Origin of the sequence: Paenibacillus aurantiacus, from assembly GCF_042431225.1 — a bacterium.
Classification (GTDB): Bacteria; Bacillota; Bacilli; order Paenibacillales; family Paenibacillaceae; genus Paenibacillus_Z; species Paenibacillus_Z aurantiacus.
This window is the reverse complement of record NZ_JBHMDO010000048.1, coordinates 200,687-217,594: the sequence shown is the minus strand read 5'-3', so window position 1 is coordinate 217,594 and position 16,908 is coordinate 200,687. Positions and strand designations below refer to the sequence as shown.

The 16,908-nt window shown below is 53.2% G+C and carries 16 protein-coding genes; 12 read left to right on the top strand and 4 right to left on the bottom strand.

Annotated elements, in window-relative coordinates; all coding sequences use genetic code 11:
• Positions 1-147: 147 nt before the first annotated feature.
• Positions 148-681 (top strand): NfeD family membrane protein, encoded by a 534-nt coding sequence (locus tag ACFFSY_RS32025; protein WP_377501969.1) that lies wholly within the window; start codon positions 148-150, stop codon positions 679-681.
• Between the two features lie 51 nt (positions 682-732).
• On the top strand, positions 733-2,271 hold the full coding sequence (gene floT / locus ACFFSY_RS32020; protein WP_377501966.1) for a flotillin lipid rafts scaffold protein FloT: 1,539 nt from the start codon (positions 733-735) through the stop codon (positions 2,269-2,271).
• A gap of 76 nt (positions 2,272-2,347) precedes the next feature.
• On the opposite strand, the gene rpsD is transcribed toward floT, so the two are convergent.
• Complete coding sequence (rpsD, locus tag ACFFSY_RS32015; RefSeq protein ID WP_377501963.1) at positions 2,348-2,947, bottom strand: 30S ribosomal protein S4; 600 nt, start codon at positions 2,945-2,947, stop codon at positions 2,348-2,350.
• A 344-nt stretch (positions 2,948-3,291) separates the two neighbouring features.
• On the opposite strand from rpsD, the gene ACFFSY_RS32010 reads away from it, so the two are divergent.
• The 5 genes from ACFFSY_RS32010 (at position 3,292) to ACFFSY_RS31990 (ending at position 8,024) form a co-directional block, all read left to right on the top strand.
• Positions 3,292-5,214, top strand: coding sequence for a sensor domain-containing diguanylate cyclase (locus tag ACFFSY_RS32010; protein WP_377501960.1), 1,923 nt, complete (start codon positions 3,292-3,294; stop codon positions 5,212-5,214).
• Between the two features lie 146 nt (positions 5,215-5,360).
• Positions 5,361-6,086 carry a hypothetical protein gene (locus tag ACFFSY_RS32005; RefSeq protein ID WP_377501957.1) on the top strand — a complete coding sequence of 242 codons (726 nt, stop codon included), beginning with the start codon at positions 5,361-5,363 and terminating at the stop codon, positions 6,084-6,086.
• Positions 6,087-6,152: 66 nt separating this feature from the next.
• Entirely contained in the window at positions 6,153-7,268 is a 1,116-nt protein-coding gene (locus tag ACFFSY_RS32000) for an aminopeptidase (RefSeq protein WP_377501954.1), read from the top strand.
• An 89-nt stretch (positions 7,269-7,357) separates the two neighbouring features.
• The gene (locus ACFFSY_RS31995; protein ID WP_377501951.1) at positions 7,358-7,600 is read left to right on the top strand and encodes an HPr family phosphocarrier protein; all 243 of its coding nucleotides are present in this window, start codon (positions 7,358-7,360) and stop codon (positions 7,598-7,600) included.
• A 136-nt stretch (positions 7,601-7,736) separates the two neighbouring features.
• Complete coding sequence (locus tag ACFFSY_RS31990) at positions 7,737-8,024, top strand: Fpa/YlaN family protein (protein WP_377501948.1); 288 nt, start codon at positions 7,737-7,739, stop codon at positions 8,022-8,024.
• A gap of 121 nt (positions 8,025-8,145) precedes the next feature.
• Here ACFFSY_RS31990 and cax read toward each other — a convergent pair whose 3' ends face one another.
• A complete protein-coding gene (gene cax, locus ACFFSY_RS31985) occupies positions 8,146-9,207 on the bottom strand; it encodes a calcium/proton exchanger (protein WP_377501945.1) in 1,062 nt (353 codons plus the stop codon).
• Between the two features lie 157 nt (positions 9,208-9,364).
• Here cax and ACFFSY_RS31980 point away from each other — a divergent pair, with 157 nt between their 5' ends.
• Positions 9,365-9,742 carry an Asp23/Gls24 family envelope stress response protein gene (locus ACFFSY_RS31980; protein ID WP_377501942.1) on the top strand — a complete coding sequence of 126 codons (378 nt, stop codon included), beginning with the start codon at positions 9,365-9,367 and terminating at the stop codon, positions 9,740-9,742.
• A 25-nt stretch (positions 9,743-9,767) separates the two neighbouring features.
• On the opposite strand, the gene ftsW is transcribed toward ACFFSY_RS31980, so the two are convergent.
• Both ftsW and ACFFSY_RS31970 read right to left on the bottom strand, forming a co-directional pair.
• Positions 9,768-10,985, bottom strand: coding sequence for a putative lipid II flippase FtsW (gene ftsW, locus ACFFSY_RS31975; RefSeq protein ID WP_377501939.1), 1,218 nt, complete (start codon positions 10,983-10,985; stop codon positions 9,768-9,770).
• 15 nt (positions 10,986-11,000) lie between these two features.
• Positions 11,001-11,345 (bottom strand): YugN family protein, encoded by a 345-nt coding sequence (locus ACFFSY_RS31970; protein WP_377501936.1) that lies wholly within the window; start codon positions 11,343-11,345, stop codon positions 11,001-11,003.
• 246 nt (positions 11,346-11,591) lie between these two features.
• Here ACFFSY_RS31970 and ACFFSY_RS31965 point away from each other — a divergent pair, with 246 nt between their 5' ends.
• From ACFFSY_RS31965 to ACFFSY_RS31950, 4 genes are all read left to right on the top strand, one after another.
• Positions 11,592-12,782 (top strand): M20 metallopeptidase family protein, encoded by a 1,191-nt coding sequence (locus tag ACFFSY_RS31965; RefSeq protein WP_377501933.1) that lies wholly within the window; start codon positions 11,592-11,594, stop codon positions 12,780-12,782.
• Positions 12,783-12,880: 98 nt separating this feature from the next.
• Positions 12,881-13,321: a CBS domain-containing protein gene (locus ACFFSY_RS31960; protein WP_377501930.1), complete on the top strand. Its 441-nt coding sequence runs from the start codon at positions 12,881-12,883 to the stop codon at positions 13,319-13,321.
• Positions 13,322-13,493: 172 nt separating this feature from the next.
• Positions 13,494-15,212, top strand: coding sequence for a DNA repair helicase XPB (locus tag ACFFSY_RS31955; protein ID WP_377501927.1), 1,719 nt, complete (start codon positions 13,494-13,496; stop codon positions 15,210-15,212).
• Entirely contained in the window at positions 15,209-16,855 is a 1,647-nt protein-coding gene (locus ACFFSY_RS31950) for a helicase-associated domain-containing protein (RefSeq protein ID WP_377501924.1), read from the top strand. The genes ACFFSY_RS31955 and ACFFSY_RS31950 overlap by 4 nt, the downstream gene beginning before the upstream one ends.
• The last annotated feature ends 53 nt before the right edge of the window (positions 16,856-16,908 follow it).

Here is a 16,908-nt window from a genome sequence, read left to right as displayed (position 1 = left end):
CGAAAATTAACGAAAACATAGGGTGCTGCCTGCCCTTTATTTTCTTTTATCGCTAAAATATTTCGTGCTGAAACGCAACTTTGGGGGGAGGTTGCGCGTAATAAAAATCAGGAACCGCTTCAAATAATTGGATCGATGGGAGGGCATATGGAGGCGTTATTCTGGTCTTGTCTGGCAGGGGGAGTTTTGTTCGCGCTCGTGAGCGTCATTCTCGGAGATTGGTTAAGCTTGGCGCTCGACGGCGCTCTTGACTTTCTTTCGATGGACGGTCACAAGGTGTTTCAGCCAACGGCGATCGTCAGCGGCATTACCGTATTCGGCGGTGCAGGTCTGCTGCTTCATCGGTACACGGGTACGAGTCCGACGTCAACCGTGATACTGGCGATCCTCATAGCGATCGTTGCCGCGGTCGGCATGTATTTTCTCTACATTCGTCCTATGGAACGTAGTGAGAGCTCGGTAGGGTATTCGATTCGCGATCTTAACGGCAGGCTCGCGGAGGTGCTAGTACCCGTCCCTGCAGGAGGATACGGAGAAATCACGCTCAGAATCGGTGGAGGGGTTACCCATCATATCGCATCGGGCTACGAAGGAGAATCCATCCCGGCAGGCGCCAAAGTCGTCGTGATTGAGGTCAACGCGCAAGAGGGCACGCTGCTCGTATCGAAAGTCGATTTCTAGTTCGTTTCGTCCCATAATTTACAGCTTGAATGAGAAGGGTGGAAGTTCATCATGCCAGATTTTCTATTAATTCCTTCGATCGTCGTTGGCGTTATCGTGGTGCTAGGTCTTGCATTCTGGGCGCGCTACAAAACGGTGGGACCGGACGAAGCCATGATCGTTACCGGTTCGTTCCTCGGCAGTTCGAACGTGGCTTCGGACGAATCCGGCCGCAGAATCAAAATCGTGCGCGGCGGGGGAGCGTTCATTCTCCCGATCTTCCAGCGGGCCGAGTTTTTGTCGCTGCTCTCCCATAAGCTGGACGTCTCTACGCCGGAAGTGTATACAGAACAAGGTGTTCCGGTGCTGGCGGATGGCGTTGCCATTATCAAAATCGGTGGTTCCATCGAGGATGTGGCGACTGCGGCCGAACAGTTCATGGGCAAGCCGATCGAGTCGTTGAAGTCTGAAGCGCAGGAAGTGCTCGAAGGGCATCTGCGCGCGATTCTTGGTTCGATGACGGTGGAAGAAGTATATCGGAACCGGGATAGATTCGCCCAAGAAGTGCAAGGCGTGGCCGCTCGCGATTTGAAGAAAATGGGGCTATTGATTGTATCCTTCACGATCAAAGATGTTCGCGACAAACACGGCTACCTGGAAGCGCTCGGCAAACCGCGCATCGCGGCGGTGAAGAGGGATGCCGACATTGCCGAAGCGGAAGCGATTCGCGATTCGAGAATTCAGAAGGCCAGAGCCGAAGAGGAAGGGCAGAAGGCGGAGCTGCTGCGGGATACGAACATCGCCGAAGCGGATAAAGACAAGGAGCTGAAGGTCGCCTCCTTCAAACGGGAACAGGATACGGCCAAGGCGGAAGCAGACCAAGCCTATGCCATTCAAGAGGCGCGCGCCAAGCAGTCTGTCGTGGAAGAGCAAATGCGCGTCGAGCTTGTGCGGAAGGAACGCGAAATTGATTTGGAAGCAAAAGAGATTCTCCGCCGCGAGAAGCAGTACGATGCGGAAGTGAAGAAGAAAGCGGACGCTGAGCGTTATGCGGTCGAGCAAGCGGCTGAGGCGGATAAGGCGAAACGGCTGCGTGAGGCCGATGCCATGCAGTATCGCATTGAAGCAGAAGCGCGGGCAAATGCCGAGCAGAAACGACTGGAGGGTCTTGCGATCGCGGAGGCGGAGAAGGCGAAGGGAACCGCAGAAGCCGAAGTCATCCGACTGCGTGGTCTGGCGGAGGCGGAAGCGAAAGAGAAGCTGGCCCAGGCGTTCGAGAAATTCGGCGAGGCGGCCGTACTCGATATTGTCGTCAAAATGCTGCCTGAGCTGGCGGGTAAAGTGGCAGAGCCAATCAAAGGCATCGATAAGCTAACGGTTGTCGATACCGGGCATGGGGAAGGCGCCGCGAGAGTCAGCAATTACGTGACCTCGCTCATGGCGACCGCGCCAGAGATGCTGAAGAGCGTATCGGGCTTGGATGTGAATGCGCTCATTCAAGGTTTGACGAAAAGCAGAATTCCTGCCGCGAGTACACCAACGCCACAGGCGCAAGTGCTCCCGCTTGCTCCACATACGCAAGCTTCGACTGCGGAAGAAGAAAACGATTAGCATTGCCGAAAATGGCCATAAAGAAGGGGCTGTCCTTCCGCATTCGCGAACGAATGCGGGGGACAGCCCCGACTTATTAACGGCTGTAGAACTCGACGATTTGTTTCTCGTCGATTTCTTGTGGAAGTTCAGCGCGCTCAGGAAGGCGAACATACTTGCCTTCTACTGCTGCATCGTTGAATTCCAGGTAGTTTGGAAGGAAGTTGCGGCCTTCCAGTGCTTCTTTAACCGACTTCAGACCGCGGCTGCGCTCGCGAAGACCGATTACGTCGCCTACTGCTACGGAGTAGGAAGCGATGTCGACTTTTTTGCCGTTCACAGTAACGTGGCCGTGGGAAACGAGCTGACGTGCGCCAGCGCGGGAACCCGCGAAGCCAAGACGGTAAACGAGGTTGTCCAGACGGCTTTCAAGGAGAACCATGAAGTTTTCGCCGGATTTACCTTTCATTTTAGCAGCCTTGTCGAACAGGTTGCGGAAAGGTTTTTCGTTTACGCCGTACATGTGACGCAGCTTTTGTTTCTCCATCAATTGTACGCCGTAACCGCTCAACTTTTTGCGTTGGTTAGGGCCGTGTTGACCTGGAGGGAAAGCGCGTTTCAATTCTTTGCCAGTACCGCTCAGGGAAATACCCAGACGGCGGCTCAATCTAAATTTAGGACCTGTATAGCGTGCCATGTGTCGTGACACTCCTTCTTCAATGTTATGTTCGAAAATTGGAGTTTCGCCGAGTGCTGTCGAGAAGAACCATCCGAGATTCATCTGGCAGGTAAGTTCAGCCGCTGACCTGACAGCGACAGCCTCCGTGAGGGTGACACAAAACCGAACCAATATTCATCTATAAAGTTTATTGAATTCACAGGGCATTGTCAAGTATAATCCCTTGCGCGAACAAAACCTAAAATAGTTAAAATTTGCGATCGTTTACTAGTATTATATGACTATTCTAGTGCACATTTTCCCAATTTGAGCTATGATACTCATAGAACCAAAGACATGATATTCAGGCGGGTGCTGCGACTATGAATAAATCGATGCCATCTGGACGGACGGAGGCTCATCGTCCAATAGCCAGCCCGTCGAGCGAAGTTCAGACGTCCATGAAGGCGAATGCCTTGACGGCGTCGGGAATGGATGCTCCGGCAGCGGCGGAGATCATGCTGGATAGCTTCGAACAATGGATGAGCGAAGCGGGCGATTATGTAGTGGGGAAGGTTCGGGTGGCACTGTACGATACGGATGGTCGCTTCGTCGTCTGCACGCACGAGGATTGGACAGCACCGGAGGAACTAAGTCGGCTTGCGGCCATAGTATCGGCAACGGGGCAAAGGCAAACAGGACAGATTTGTACAGCCGAACCGTTGAGAAGCCGGAACGACGACGGATTGTTAGCCATACTCGTATGGTCTTCGATATACGGTCAGGACGATCCGGGCTCGATGCAGCAGGGCATGTTCCGGTCCTCCGTTTTTCATCTCCGTTCCATTTTGGAAGCTCGCTTTGACCATGTCCGCATGAAAGAGGCGCTGTACAAACAGCATGCAGCGGAGACGGAGGCGACTAGGCGCGAAGCGATGCTGGAGATTGGGAAGCGGCTGCATGACCAGAACGACGTTTCATCGGTTATCCGTGAGCTCCTTGCATATATCGAGACCTACACGCCTTACGCGGATTTCAACCTCTATCTTTCGCAGGATTTCGTGAACGGAGACTCTAGAATCAAGCCGCTGCAGATGCGGGGCGACCCGGACGATCTTTATTCCCGCGCTTTTCTCGAAGGGGTGCCCCAGAAGGATCAATTGAAGAGCGGCAGCGTTCGATTAGCGATTCCGATGAGCGGCAAACAAGCGGTATACGGCGTTCTCGGCGTAAGTTTCAGCGGCAGGCATTGGGATGAATCGGAGTTCAAAGCATTTACGCTCATCGCTTCTACGGCGGGTTCTGCCTTCGAGAACGCGAAATTGTACGAGCAATCCAATGTGCTCATTACGGAGCTGCAAATGATCAATGAACTGACCAAGCGTTTGAACCAATCGCTTCGGCTGAGCGAGATTTTCGAATTCACGATGAACGAACTGCTTCATATTTTCAAAGCGGACCACTGCTGTGTGCTTCAACTCAACCGGGAGAAAGACGTCTTTCAGTATGTGGCGAGTAATTTGCCGTTTTTGACGAAAGATATGGTACCTCTTGATTACGGGTATGCCGGCATTGTACACAGAACGAAGGAACCGGTCATTACGTCTGATTATTGGAATACGAGGCAGGTGGCCTCCAAACTAATGGACGAAACCGGATCTCGTTCGATTATCGCAGCTCCAATCATGGATGGGGCCTCGATCGTCGGTGTTATTATCGTGACTCACAAGTCGCCGAATTTCTTCTCATACGATAATTATAAGCTGCTGCAGGTTTTGACCACGCATATCGGTCTTGCCATATCGAACGCATCGCTTCACGCCGAGGTAAGGCGGATGGTCATCACGGATAATTTGACCGGACTTCATGCGCGGCATTATTTGAATGAACGTATTCAATCGAAGCAGCGGAAAGACCCTTGCGGCTCGCTCGTCGTCGTAGATATTGACCACTTCAAGCAAGTCAACGACACCTATGGCCATCTGGTTGGCGATCAAATTCTGATCGGTGTTAGCGACGTGATTCGCTCCTGTATCCGGGAAAGCGATATTGCGGCAAGATGGGGCGGGGAAGAATTGGCGGTGTATTTGCCCCAGATCCGTTCTGAGCAGGCTTATCGGATTGCCGAACGCATCCGGACGAGAGTGGAACAGGGAACGCACCCAAGCGTGACCGTCTCGTGCGGGATTTCGGAATGGACGTTCGAGGATGATAAAATTAGCGTGGAATCGCTATTCTATAAGGCGGATATGGCCTTGTACGAAGCGAAGAACAGCGGAAGAAACCGGATAATAGTCGCCTCATAGTCAGACTTCGATAAACACGGACGAGAACCCGTGTTTTTGTGTTTTTAAGGGGCTTTCTGAAGGGGGCGCTCGACCCGCCGCATAAGGAACCAGTTGGATACAGACGCTATGTCTGATTAGGCATCCGACAGGAAGGGGACATGCGAATGGGGAGCAGACGGCGAGTTGCCATGGTGGCGTTCGGGTTATGGTTGACTGGGATTTCACAAGCAGGCTGCGGGGGGCAACCGCTGATGGTGAAGGAACCGAAGGAATTGCTGCGTTTATCGGTATCGGGTTTAGCCGGAATTGACGTGTACCGGTTCAGCGGTGAAAGCGGGGTGAAAGACGGAGGAAGCATGAAGGAAGTTGTCCGTTTCGGAGGGCAGGTCGAGCACCACGATCAAATTCGGCTGGAAGCGGCTTCGGCTCGCCAGATCGAGCAATACGCCGTTCGCGATCCAATGGCTTATCTCAAGCAGGTCCAGGCTGAAGCGCAAAGGACCGAGCTGGAGCAGGTGGAGTCCAATACGCGTTCGACGGTGCTTCTTATTCATGCCGATCCAGAGCTAGCACGCAACCGGTGGGTCCGTACGCTCTCGGCCAAATGGGAGGATACCGGACAATTCGGCGCGAAGAAGTTGGACAAGAACCAGGTCAGCCACTCATTACCAGGTAAGAAGGATGTGGAAATTCGCGCCTCGCGCAATCTGCTGGAGGAGATGGTCCAATCCTTATCGGTCGATACAACCTACCGGCTGGTCATTGACCGCAAGAAACTGCTGCCGGGGAAGCTAACCGAGAATACGGTCCTTCATTATAAGCGAGCTGGCAGGCCATACTCGGAATCACGCCAACTCACGCTGGAAATTAAACCGGATCTGCGCAGTTAAGTGCATCCAGTTATCAAACGTGATAGGATATAGAAGTTAAATTGTTGGATAAGGATGTGGACTTCTATGCGCGACAAACGGTTACAGGTACTCGCATCGAACCTGGCGGGATATTCCATTGATGTGCAGCCGGGGGACAATGTATTGATTGATATGATTGGTTCGGAGCGGGAGCTTGCCAAACTGCTTATCGAAGAAGTGGCGAAGCGCGGCGGCAGGCCGTTCGTGGAGACGAGCGACCGTTCGGTGCTCCGTACGCTGCTGAAGCATGCGACGAAAGAACAAATCGAACTATGGGCTTCCTTCGATCTAAAGCGGATGGAGAACATGCAGGGCTATATCGCGATCCGCTCCGGAGAGAACGCGAACGAACTCTCCGATGTACCGGGCGAGAATATGCAGCTATACGAGAAGTTATACCGGCATCCCGTTCATTCGGAACAGCGCGTGAAGCATACGAAATGGGTTGTCCTTCGGTACCCGAACGCGTCCATGGCGCAGCTTGCGAATATGAGCACGGAGGCGTTCGAGGATTTTTATTTCGACGTGTGCAATCTAGATTATGCCAAAATGGACAAAGCGATGGATCCGCTAGCCGAGCTCATGTCGAAGACCGATAAGGTGCGGATTGTATCGCCGGGCACTGACCTGACGTTCTCAATCCAAGGAATCGGCGCGAAGAAATGCTCCGGTCATCGGAACATCCCGGATGGCGAAGTGTTCAGCTGCCCGGTGCGCGGCAGCGTGCAAGGAACAATTACATACAATACACCGTCCGTTTATTCGGGTGTGACGTTCGAGAATGTCTCGTTCACGTTCGAGAACGGCAAGATCGTTGAGGCAACGGCGAATGATACGGCCAAGCTGAACGAGATTCTCGACACCGACGAAGGCGCTCGATATATCGGCGAATTTAGCCTCGGGTTTAATCCGCATATTTTGCATCCAATGAAAGATATTTTGTTCGATGAAAAAATCGCGGGCAGTCTGCATTTTACGCCGGGGCAAGCCTATGAGGAGACGGATAACGGCAACCGTTCGGCTGTCCACTGGGACTTGGTATTGATTCAGCGTCCGGAATACGGTGGCGGCGAAGTTTACTTCGACGATCGTCTCATCCGCAAAGACGGCATTTTCGTCGTTCCCGAGCTGGAAGGGCTGAATCCAGAAAGTTTGAAGTAATTTCAAGGCCCTCTTGAACGGAATCCAGAATAAGGGTATAGTGAAAGAAAGCGTTTGTATTTTAGTATCTAACTCATGGAGGGATTCGCATGTCCAATAATGCAGCGATCGTAGACATTTCCCAAACGGCTAATAAATTCCGGTCATCCATCGTACTCCAAGCGGAGAATAAGTATATCGATGTGAAAAGCATCCTCGGTCTGTTCACGACCCTGGTCGGCAATCATGCTTATGAACTTCATGTTCACGGTCCGGATGCGGAAGAAGCAAAAGCTGCCATGGCCGAAGTGTTCGCTAAGCATAACTTGAACGTAACGGTCGTTTCGGAATAATTTTTTTGCCTACATGCGGCGCCCGGCAGAACCATTGCCGGGCGCTTTGTTTGTTTTGTCCTTGTGCAAAAGGTACTTTTTGTTTAATATAAAAGATATAGAAGACGGCGAGCAATAATGCACAAGGGGGAGTACGATGTCTTCATCCGAAGTAATCATCCATTTGAACCAAAAAGCGCTCAGTCTCCTTCAGGAAGATGCCTATAAAATCGAAAAGCTGATTGAAGTCCAAATGGAAAACTTGGCAACGCGCAAATGTCCGTTGTACGAGGAAGTACTGGACACCCAAATGTATGGGTTTTCACGTGAAGTCGATTTTGCGGTTCGTGCCGGATTGGTCGGAGAAACAGAAGGAAAAGAAATCATCAGCAAGCTCGAGCGGAACTTGGCGGTCCTCTATGAGGCGCTGAACAATAAAGGGTAGTTCTTGCAGAAAGAGTACTGCAAACCAGCCGGTTACAGTACTCTTCTTGCTAGAACTGCTTTTTTTATTTTTGGATACGAAAAGCCGTTCCTATAGGAACGGCTTTGGCATTTTCGGTATCTTACACGAGGTAGAACGCAAAACCAAGGATGACATATACGCATAACAACAGCGCACCCTCGTACCAATTCGTCCGTCCGTCGCGTGAAATCGAGGTAGCGATGAATACCGCTACGCCGATGGCGGCCAGCTCGATCGTTGTAAACACGAGATCCATCGTCTCTCCGAACAGCATGCTGACGAATACAAGGACGGGAGCGACGAATAATGCAATTTGCAGGCTGCTGCCGACGGCGATTTCGACGGCCGCGCCGATTTTGTTCTTCAACGCGAGCATGATGGCTGCGCTGTGTTCGGCCGCATTGCCGACAATCGCGACCAGGAAAGCGCCGACGAAGATCGCTGACAGGCTGAAGCGCTCGCTGAACGAATCCAGCGTATGGACAAGCCATTCGCTGACAAGCGCGGTCATGATCGTCGCGACGACGAGGAATAGAATGGACGTGGTCTTCGACCAGGATGGTTCTTCGCCGTGGTCCGGCGATGTCACTTCTTCATCAGCCAAGATAGACTTGTGGGTGATCATCGAGAAGATAAGCCACAGGATGTACGCGATGATCAAGATGGCTGCGATCGAAATGCTCAGCGTGCGGTCCTGATCAATCGTGAAATGTTCGGCGGACACGAAGATCGCCGGAATAAACAGTGCGATAACTGCCAGAATCATGAGCGACGAATTATGGCCGGCCAACTGGACGTTAAACGTCTGTTCTTTGTACTTCAAGCCGCCAAGCAGGACGCTTAATCCGAGAACGAGCAGCAGATTACCGATAATCGAGCCGGTGATGCTTGCTTTGACCATATCGAACTCGCCCGCGCGCACGAGGAAAATCGCGATGATCAGCTCGGCGGCGTTACCGAATGTCGCGTTGAGAAACCCGCCCAACCGTTGACCCGCGTAATGAGCCACGCTCTCCGTCGCTTTGCCTAAGAATCCGGCAACGAACAATATAGCCAGAGCGGATAGAACAAACTCCGGAATCGTTCCCCAATGCCCATAGTGGCTCACCCCGCTCAGGACGAATAGAGCTATGAGCGCTGTGAAAAACATTTTTTGGTTCACGTTTGAAACACCCCGTTCCAGTAATGAGGAAAACCTTTTTAACTATAACCAAAATTAATTGGCATGTAAACTCTTCCATTTCGGTTGTAGCCCCGCTTGCTTCCGGCTCCCTCATTCCATTACAATGGAAACATAAGGTGAAAGAGGAGTGTGTGGCATGACAGAGGATCTTCAGACGGGCATTATTCGTATTTCAGATGACGTAGTCGCCACCATCGCGGGACTTGCAGCGCTGGAAACACCGGGAATCGCCGCCATGTCGGGCGGGATCTCCGAAGGGCTTGCCAAGCGGATTAGCGGGAAGAACGTACAGAAAGGCGTATCCGTGGAAGTAGGTCAGTTGGAAGCTGCGATCGATCTGCGTATTATTGTGCAATACGGCATTCCTATTCATGAAGTATGCCGCGTCTTGCAAGATAACGTTCGCGAAGCGGTCGAGAACATGACCGGCCTGAACGTCGTCGAAGTGAATGTGAAAGTCGAAGGCGTCGTGTTCAAAGACGACGAGCTTGACGAGTTGAACCGGGTAAAATAAGCAAGAACGAAGAAAACCTCCGATCCTATAAAGGACGGAGGTTTTTTCGTTGCGATGCGGCATCGGTCGTGCGTGAAGTTTTGGTCGTTCGCTTCGTTTGCCGATCCGGCTTATTATGATCACGGGATATGCTCAGCAGCACACCCATTGAGATGAGCGTGACGAGGAGGGACGAACCTCCGTGACTGATGAACGGCAGGGTGACGCCGGTCAACGGCATTGCGCCGGTAACGCCGCCGATATTGACAATGGCTTGAATGGCAATGAGACTGACGATGCCGACACCGACGATCGTCCCATAGGAATCTTGGCAGCGTACCGCAACAATGAGCCCTCGCCAGATGAACAGCAGATAGACGAGGAGGAACAGCGTGCTTCCGATAAAACCGAACTCTTCGGCAATAATGGAGAATATAAAATCGCTGTAAGCATAGGGCAGATAGGTGAGCTTTTGCACGCTATGTCCGAATCCCGTCCCCGTCAATCCCCCGTGACCCAATGCTTGCAAGGAACGCGACAGATGAAACGTGGTGTACTGCTCGTCCGACGTCGGATCGAGGAAAGCAGTAAAACGATCGATCCGGTACTGCCAGGCATCAGGGTTGCTCATCATCGAAATACTGACCACGACCGCTACGAACAGCAGTATGATGGTGAGCGCGAATATAAGCTGCTTCAGGTTCGCCCCGCCGGCCACGATGATTAACAGCGAAGTGCCGGCAATAACAATGCAGCCGCCCAAGTCGGGCTGAAGCATGATCAATCCGCAGATTGCCCCGACGATGACGAAGATGGGGAAGAGTCCTTTTTTGAGATCTCGGATCTTCTCGCCTTTCTTTGCAATCAAAGCTCCTAAGTACAAAATGAGTCCCAGTTTGATGAACTCGGTCGGCTGCACCCCGAGACCCCCGATGCCGAACCAGCTTCGCGCGCCGTTCCGAACTTCGCCGATTCCGGGTATCGCAACTAAAATCAGCATGATAATCGCGGGAATGAAATACAACAAGAAGCCTTTCTTGAATGCAACGTAGGGGATATTCATGATAAAGAGCATCATGAACGTGCCGATGACAGCCCATAAGAACTGCATCCTCACGAAAGTAAAGGGGTCGTTATAATTGATCAGTGCCATGTTAGAGCTGGCACTGAACACCATAACCAGTCCAAACCCAACGAGCACAAAAATGAGGACGAGAAGCAAAAAATCCGGCCTGCCGCGCAGGCCGTTCGTTTTTGTCTTCATAAGGTTGCCTCTTAGCTATGCAAGCAGCTTCTTCAGTTCTTGCAAACGCTGCGTTGCCGCGTTCAGAATTTGTTGCGGAACCGGGGATTCGTATTCCAGACCATGCGGGAAAGTAGCTCGTCCGATATATACGGATTCCAGCTGCAGCACCGCGTGCGGCGATTCCAGTTTGCCTTCAATTGCGCGGGTGCTGATCCGCAGATAGTATTCGGCGTGATTAGCGCGGTCTTCCAGCTTCAAGTCGTATGTAGCGCGATAATATTCCCATTGCCAACGGACAAACCCGACTTTCTCCGCGGATTCATCAAGGTGGGCTAGGTCGCTAGTCAGGCCATTAAGTCCTGTATTCTCGATAATCATGGATGATCCTCCTTAAAGTTAAGCCAAGAGCGCTGTGAAGCGGTTTCCGGCTTCAGGGCAGGTTTCTTTATCCATGATAGTATGTTTCCTTTTCCAGTGCAAGCCTTGCGGGAACGCGTGAAATAAGGCAAAAGTGACAGTTTAACGAAAAATGGAACGGGATCGCCTGAAAACAACTTTCGAGAGCGAACAGGCTTCTGGTACAATAGGGTACAAACGCAAGACTAGGCGAGGAGGTTTGTAGGCATGAACGACATTAATTCGGTGGAGAACTATCTGCAAACCATCTATTCCGATATTGTAGCATGGCGCCGCTACCTGCATCGTCATCCCGAGCTGTCATTCCAAGAGAGCGGAACGTCGGCATGGATCGCGGAGCAGCTGCGCGCAATTGGCTGCGAGTACAAGGAAGGCGTCGGCGGGTATGGCGTCGTGGCCTACTTTCGGGGCAATCGGGGCGGCCCGGTCGTCGCGCTTCGAGCGGATATCGATGCCCTGCCGATTCAAGACGAGAAAACCTGTGACTATGCTTCGTCCGTACCGGGTATTATGCACGCCTGTGGCCATGATGCTCATACGGCGGCCATGTTAGGTATAGCGTCCTATTACGCGTCGCTTGAAGGCGATTTCGCGGGCGAGCGGAGACTGCTGTTCCAACCTGCAGAAGAAGTGACGCCAGGTGGTGCGCTGGATATGATCAGGGACGGGGCGCTGGAAGAAGTGGACGTCATCTACGGCGTTCATTTATGGACGCCTTTCCCATTCGGAACCTTGGCCACGCGCAGCGGTCCGCTAATGGCATCGGCAGACGAATTTGATATCGAATTGATCGGGCGAGGCGGACATGGCGGACTTCCGCATGAGACAGTCGATACGGTCGTCGTCGGTTCGGCGCTTGTTCAAGCGCTGCAGTCGATTGTCAGCCGCAATGTCGATCCGCTTGAGCCCGCCGTCGTAACCGTCGGATCCATTCAAGCGGGCACGACCGCGAACGTAATCGCCGAGCGCTGCCATCTGAAGGGGACGGTGCGGAGCTTTACGGAAGAAGCACGCATAAGTATCCGTGAGCGATTGGAGGAAGTCGTGGCACGGACAGCAGACCTGTACGGCGCGAAATCGGAGACAGATTATCGCATGGGCTACCCGCCAGTCGTGAACGACGAGGGGGAGACGAAGCGGTTCTTTCGCGTTGCGGCCGAGCAGTTTGGTGAAGAAGCCGTTCGGGAGTCTTCCTTAATTATGGCAGGCGAAGATTTCGCGTATTATGTGAAGCAAACCAAAGGCTGTTTCATGTTCGTTGGCGCAGGTAATGAAGAGGCGGGGGCTGTGTTCCCTCATCATCATCCGAAGTTCAATGTGGACGAAAGGGCCATGCTTACATCCGCGCGATTAATGATTGCGATGGCAGAGGACTATGCGAGCTCGCATCCAGCTTAAAACTCCCAACTCCCTCGATGCATGACGGTTGTCCTGGCGGATCAAGCTAACGTTCGGGGCAGAAGCATGCCACCTGCTGACGAGGGGGAAGATCCACGATGAAGAAGGTCCGGGAAATTATGTCCAAAGACGTCGTAACCGCGACGACCAAAGATAATATTTATGAATTGGCCGTGCTGATGAAGAATCACGATATCGGCTTCGTCCCTGTTGTTGAAGGCGAGAAGCTGATCGGGGTCGTGACTGACCGGGATCTCGTGATCCGCGGTTACGCCGCGAAACATTCCGGTTCGACGGCTGTGTCAGAAGTCATTACGACGGACATTCGGACGATTCAGCCGGATATCTCGGTCGACGACGCGGCCAAAATCATGGCATCAAGCCAAATTCGCAGACTGCCCGTCGTAGAGAATGGCAATTTGCTTGGCATCGTGTCGATCGGCGACTTGGCGGTGCGCGAAATTTTCGTCAACGAGGCCGGCGAGGCGCTCAGCAGCATTTCCGAGGATCAACATCGCGAGCCTGCGCGTTCCCGATAGTCGGAATCAACAACTGTGCAATTAAACAATCAGCAAGCAACGCATGCCGCGAGAAGGGCATGCGTTTTTTTGTATGCTCACCTGCAAGAAGGAGGAATAAATTCGAACGGATCATTTCATACTGACTAGAAAAGCATGAAGCGAGAAAGTGTGCAAAGGAGTGCATAAACCCGTGCTAAAGCGCGAAGACCGGCCGTTGATCGTGCAATCGGATTCGACCGTCCTGTTGGATGAGCGGCATCGCGATGCGGAAGCGGCACGCTTGTCGCTAACCCGATTTGCCGATCTGACCAAGAGGCCGGGTCACGTACATACGTATCGGATCACGCCCTTATCCCTGTGGAATGCGGCGGTAGCCGGTATGACGGCGGATGAGGTCATAGACGAGCTTGCTCGTTATAACTGTTACGATCTGCCACCGAAGGTAACGGCGCACACTCGAACGTTGATGGGCAGATATGGTCAGCTGAAGCTTGTGCGCAGTGAAGATGGCCTGCTTCGGCTGCGCGGGGATGAAAAGCTGTTGAATCAGCTATCGGCCCTGCCCTCGTTGTCGCAGATATTGGACGTCTCCTGTGAGGGCGAGCGCGTTGCAAAGCCGGAGATGCGCGGTGCGCTGAAGCAGGAGCTGGCGAGAATTGGATACCCCGTCATCGATTTGGCAGGGTACCGTCACGGGGAATCGTTGAACGTGCGGATGCGATTGGAGACGCTTGGAGGCAGACCGTTCGAACTGCGGGATTACCAGAAGCGGGCGGTGGACATGTTCTACTGCGAGGAAAGGATGGATGGCGGCAGCGGCGTGCTCGTCCTGCCCTGTGGCGCGGGTAAGACGCTGATCGGAATTGGGGCGCTGAGCCGGCTGCATTGCGATACGCTCATTCTGACGTCCAACGTTACTTCCGTCAAGCAATGGCGGCAAGAGCTGCTGGATAAAACGACGCTCAAAGAGGAGCATATCGGCGAATATGCAGGCAAGGCAAAGGAAGTAAGGCCGGTTACGATCGCGACATACCAAATTCTGACGCACCGCAAGCAAAAGTCGGATGAATTCGAGCATATGCGTCTTTTTAATGAGCGCAACTGGGGACTTATAATTTATGACGAAGTACATTTGCTGCCCGCTCCCGTATTCCGCATGACGGCGGATCTTCAAGCCACGCGAAGATTAGGGCTTACCGCCACGTTGGTCCGTGAGGACGGTAGAGAGACGGACGTCTTCTCGTTGATCGGTCCAAAACGGTACGATATGCCTTGGAAATCACTCGAGGAGCAGCAGTGGATCGCGGAAGTGACCTGCGCAGAAATCCGGCTTCCGCTGCCTGATAACGAGAAGTGTACCTATGAAGAGGCAGCAGGCGTGGAGAAACTCCGCATCGCGGCGGAGAACAAAGCGAAGATAGAAGCGGTGCCCCAGCTGCTGGAGCGCCATAAGGGCAAGCCGGCACTAGTCATCGGTCAATACTTGCGCCAGCTGCACGAGATTGGTGAGCGACTGAATGCGCCAGTACTAAGCGGCGAACTTTCTCACGTTGAACGCGAACGATTATATGCCGGCTTTAAGTCGGGAGATATACCCGTTCTAGTCGTGTCTAAAGTCGCCAATTTTGCGGTGGATCTTCCGGATGCCGCAGTAGCCATTCAGGTATCGGGCAGTTATGGTTCGCGTCAAGAGGAAGCGCAGCGAATCGGACGGATTCTGCGGCCGAAGTCAGGCGAGAACGCCGCTTGGTTCTATACGCTTGTGAGCGAAGGCACCAAGGAGACGCACTTCGCCCGCAGACGCCAGCTATTCTTATTGGAGCAAGGATACCGCTACGAGGTGACGAAATGGGAGAAGCCAGTCTTCGAGGGGGCCGGTGTTGAGTCTAAGGGAGTGGAATCGAATTGAATGCGATCGATGAAGCAAGGAAGAGCGTCGAGAGGTTAAGTCTGAGCGGAAGACAGACACTGCAAACTGTAATTGAGCAATTCGGGATGCTGCCGTTTCATGACGAGCAGCTGCTTCGGTATGTCCACCCGGGCTACTCGGGAGCGGAATATCGGCTGGGCATGCTGGAGTTGGAACTGGCTGGACTGGTAAAGGGCTATCGCAAAGGATGGGGGGATAAGGTATACCTTATCCCCCCGCGGCAGTTCCGAGGCTGTTGGCAAGCTGTGTCTCGAATAGAAGCACCGGATGCTATAGACGAAAGCATGGTACTGTACAACTTGAGTAACGAGGAGGCGCCTATTCCGTTCGGCGAGCGGCTCATGCACGGGCTGGCGGAGGTGGCGAAATGCGGGCTTGCGCAGACGGCGAAGGGCAGTTGGCCCAAACGTACGGTCGAGAGGGTTGTTCGTGCGCTGGCGATGAAGGAAGACGAGCTTGACCCGCTCCATCTGGCCGCACGGGAACCGGGATGCCCGCTGCCATTTGCGCTTTTTCTCGATTTTGCCGTTTGCGAGGGGTGGCTCGTGCAGGAAGGACGCGAATATCGGTTGGACGTACGTCGGCTCCTTCTATGGCTTAAACGAACGCAAGCGGATCGGGATCGCACCTTGGCGATCTTCTGGACGGAGACGTATTCCGCCGCTGAACCTTCGCTTGCGAAAGCAGCTGCGTTCGTCGCGGAATGGCCTTGCGACCGTTGGTATTCGCCGGCTGTCGTCGCTGTGTCTGATCACGCGCTGGTGAAGTCCATTACCGCATGGTGCCGTTTAATGGCCAATCTGGGTTGGATGGAGGAGGCGGCACTCTTCGACGGTCAACAGGTCTATCGATGGACCGTTGACTTAAACGAGGATATTGCCGAGCCTGCTGAAACACTGTATGCGCGTATTGCGCCCGATGGGGATATATTCGTTCCTCGGGAAGCGTCGCAGATCGCTTCATTTGGCCTGGAGCTGATCGCCCGGCGTGCGACGTCCGACTTCGTCGTCGTATATCGGCTAGAGTCGGATTCGGTACGTAAGGCGATTGAATCGGGCGTCTCGAGCAAACAGGTTTTCGATTTTTTAACTGCGGTCTCCGGCGAAGAAGTGCCCGCTGCTTTAGCTGTTGCCATCGAGGGGTGGATCAGCGAAGCTGCAGGGTCGATACGCGAGAAGGGAAAATCACATGGCTTCGCGGTGTCGCTGTCCGACCTCATGCGTGACGAAATTGAACCAAGTCCGGCGACTCCCACACCGGGGGGCAGGCCGGTCTTGCTTCCGCATGATACGAATGGGATGACGGAGTTGAAGCCAGCCGACCCAGCTATTCATTTCCAAGGACTGGACAGCTTGCCGGTATCGTGGCGAAGCCAGATGCGGGCATATCACCCTTCTACACGCAGGGAATTGGTGGAGCGCGCTTTAAGTTGGCGTACGGCGGTTAAGCTTACTATAAGAGGGGAAGTCGTACCGTTTATACCGGACAAGCTCGTTGAAGACGAGGGCGGCTGGTGCGTCAGCGGCGATCTCCGCTGGGATGGTCAAGTGGAACGAACGCAGCTTACGCCTCATATGTGGGACGAAATGATGCTTTTAATCCCGGAGTTTACCAAACATTGAGGCAGGGATGCTTCCGCTCTTTATCAGACCTATGGTATGATGATAGAAGTTTA

Coding starts and splice junctions, on each gene's coding strand:
- ACFFSY_RS32025 (WP_377501969.1), top strand. CDS start 148: ATGGAGGCGTTATTCTGGTCTTGTCTGGCAGGGGGAGTTTTGTTCGCG.
- floT (WP_377501966.1), top strand. CDS start 733: ATGCCAGATTTTCTATTAATTCCTTCGATCGTCGTTGGCGTTATCGTG.
- rpsD (WP_377501963.1), bottom strand. CDS start 2,947: ATGGCACGCTATACAGGTCCTAAATTTAGATTGAGCCGCCGTCTGGGT.
- ACFFSY_RS32010 (WP_377501960.1), top strand. CDS start 3,292: ATGAATAAATCGATGCCATCTGGACGGACGGAGGCTCATCGTCCAATA.
- ACFFSY_RS32005 (WP_377501957.1), top strand. CDS start 5,361: ATGGGGAGCAGACGGCGAGTTGCCATGGTGGCGTTCGGGTTATGGTTG.
- ACFFSY_RS32000 (WP_377501954.1), top strand. CDS start 6,153: ATGCGCGACAAACGGTTACAGGTACTCGCATCGAACCTGGCGGGATAT.
- ACFFSY_RS31995 (WP_377501951.1), top strand. CDS start 7,358: ATGTCCAATAATGCAGCGATCGTAGACATTTCCCAAACGGCTAATAAA.
- ACFFSY_RS31990 (WP_377501948.1), top strand. CDS start 7,737: ATGTCTTCATCCGAAGTAATCATCCATTTGAACCAAAAAGCGCTCAGT.
- ACFFSY_RS31980 (WP_377501942.1), top strand. CDS start 9,365: ATGACAGAGGATCTTCAGACGGGCATTATTCGTATTTCAGATGACGTA.
- ftsW (WP_377501939.1), bottom strand. CDS start 10,985: ATGAAGACAAAAACGAACGGCCTGCGCGGCAGGCCGGATTTTTTGCTT.
- ACFFSY_RS31970 (WP_377501936.1), bottom strand. CDS start 11,345: ATGATTATCGAGAATACAGGACTTAATGGCCTGACTAGCGACCTAGCC.
- ACFFSY_RS31965 (WP_377501933.1), top strand. CDS start 11,592: ATGAACGACATTAATTCGGTGGAGAACTATCTGCAAACCATCTATTCC.
- ACFFSY_RS31960 (WP_377501930.1), top strand. CDS start 12,881: ATGAAGAAGGTCCGGGAAATTATGTCCAAAGACGTCGTAACCGCGACG.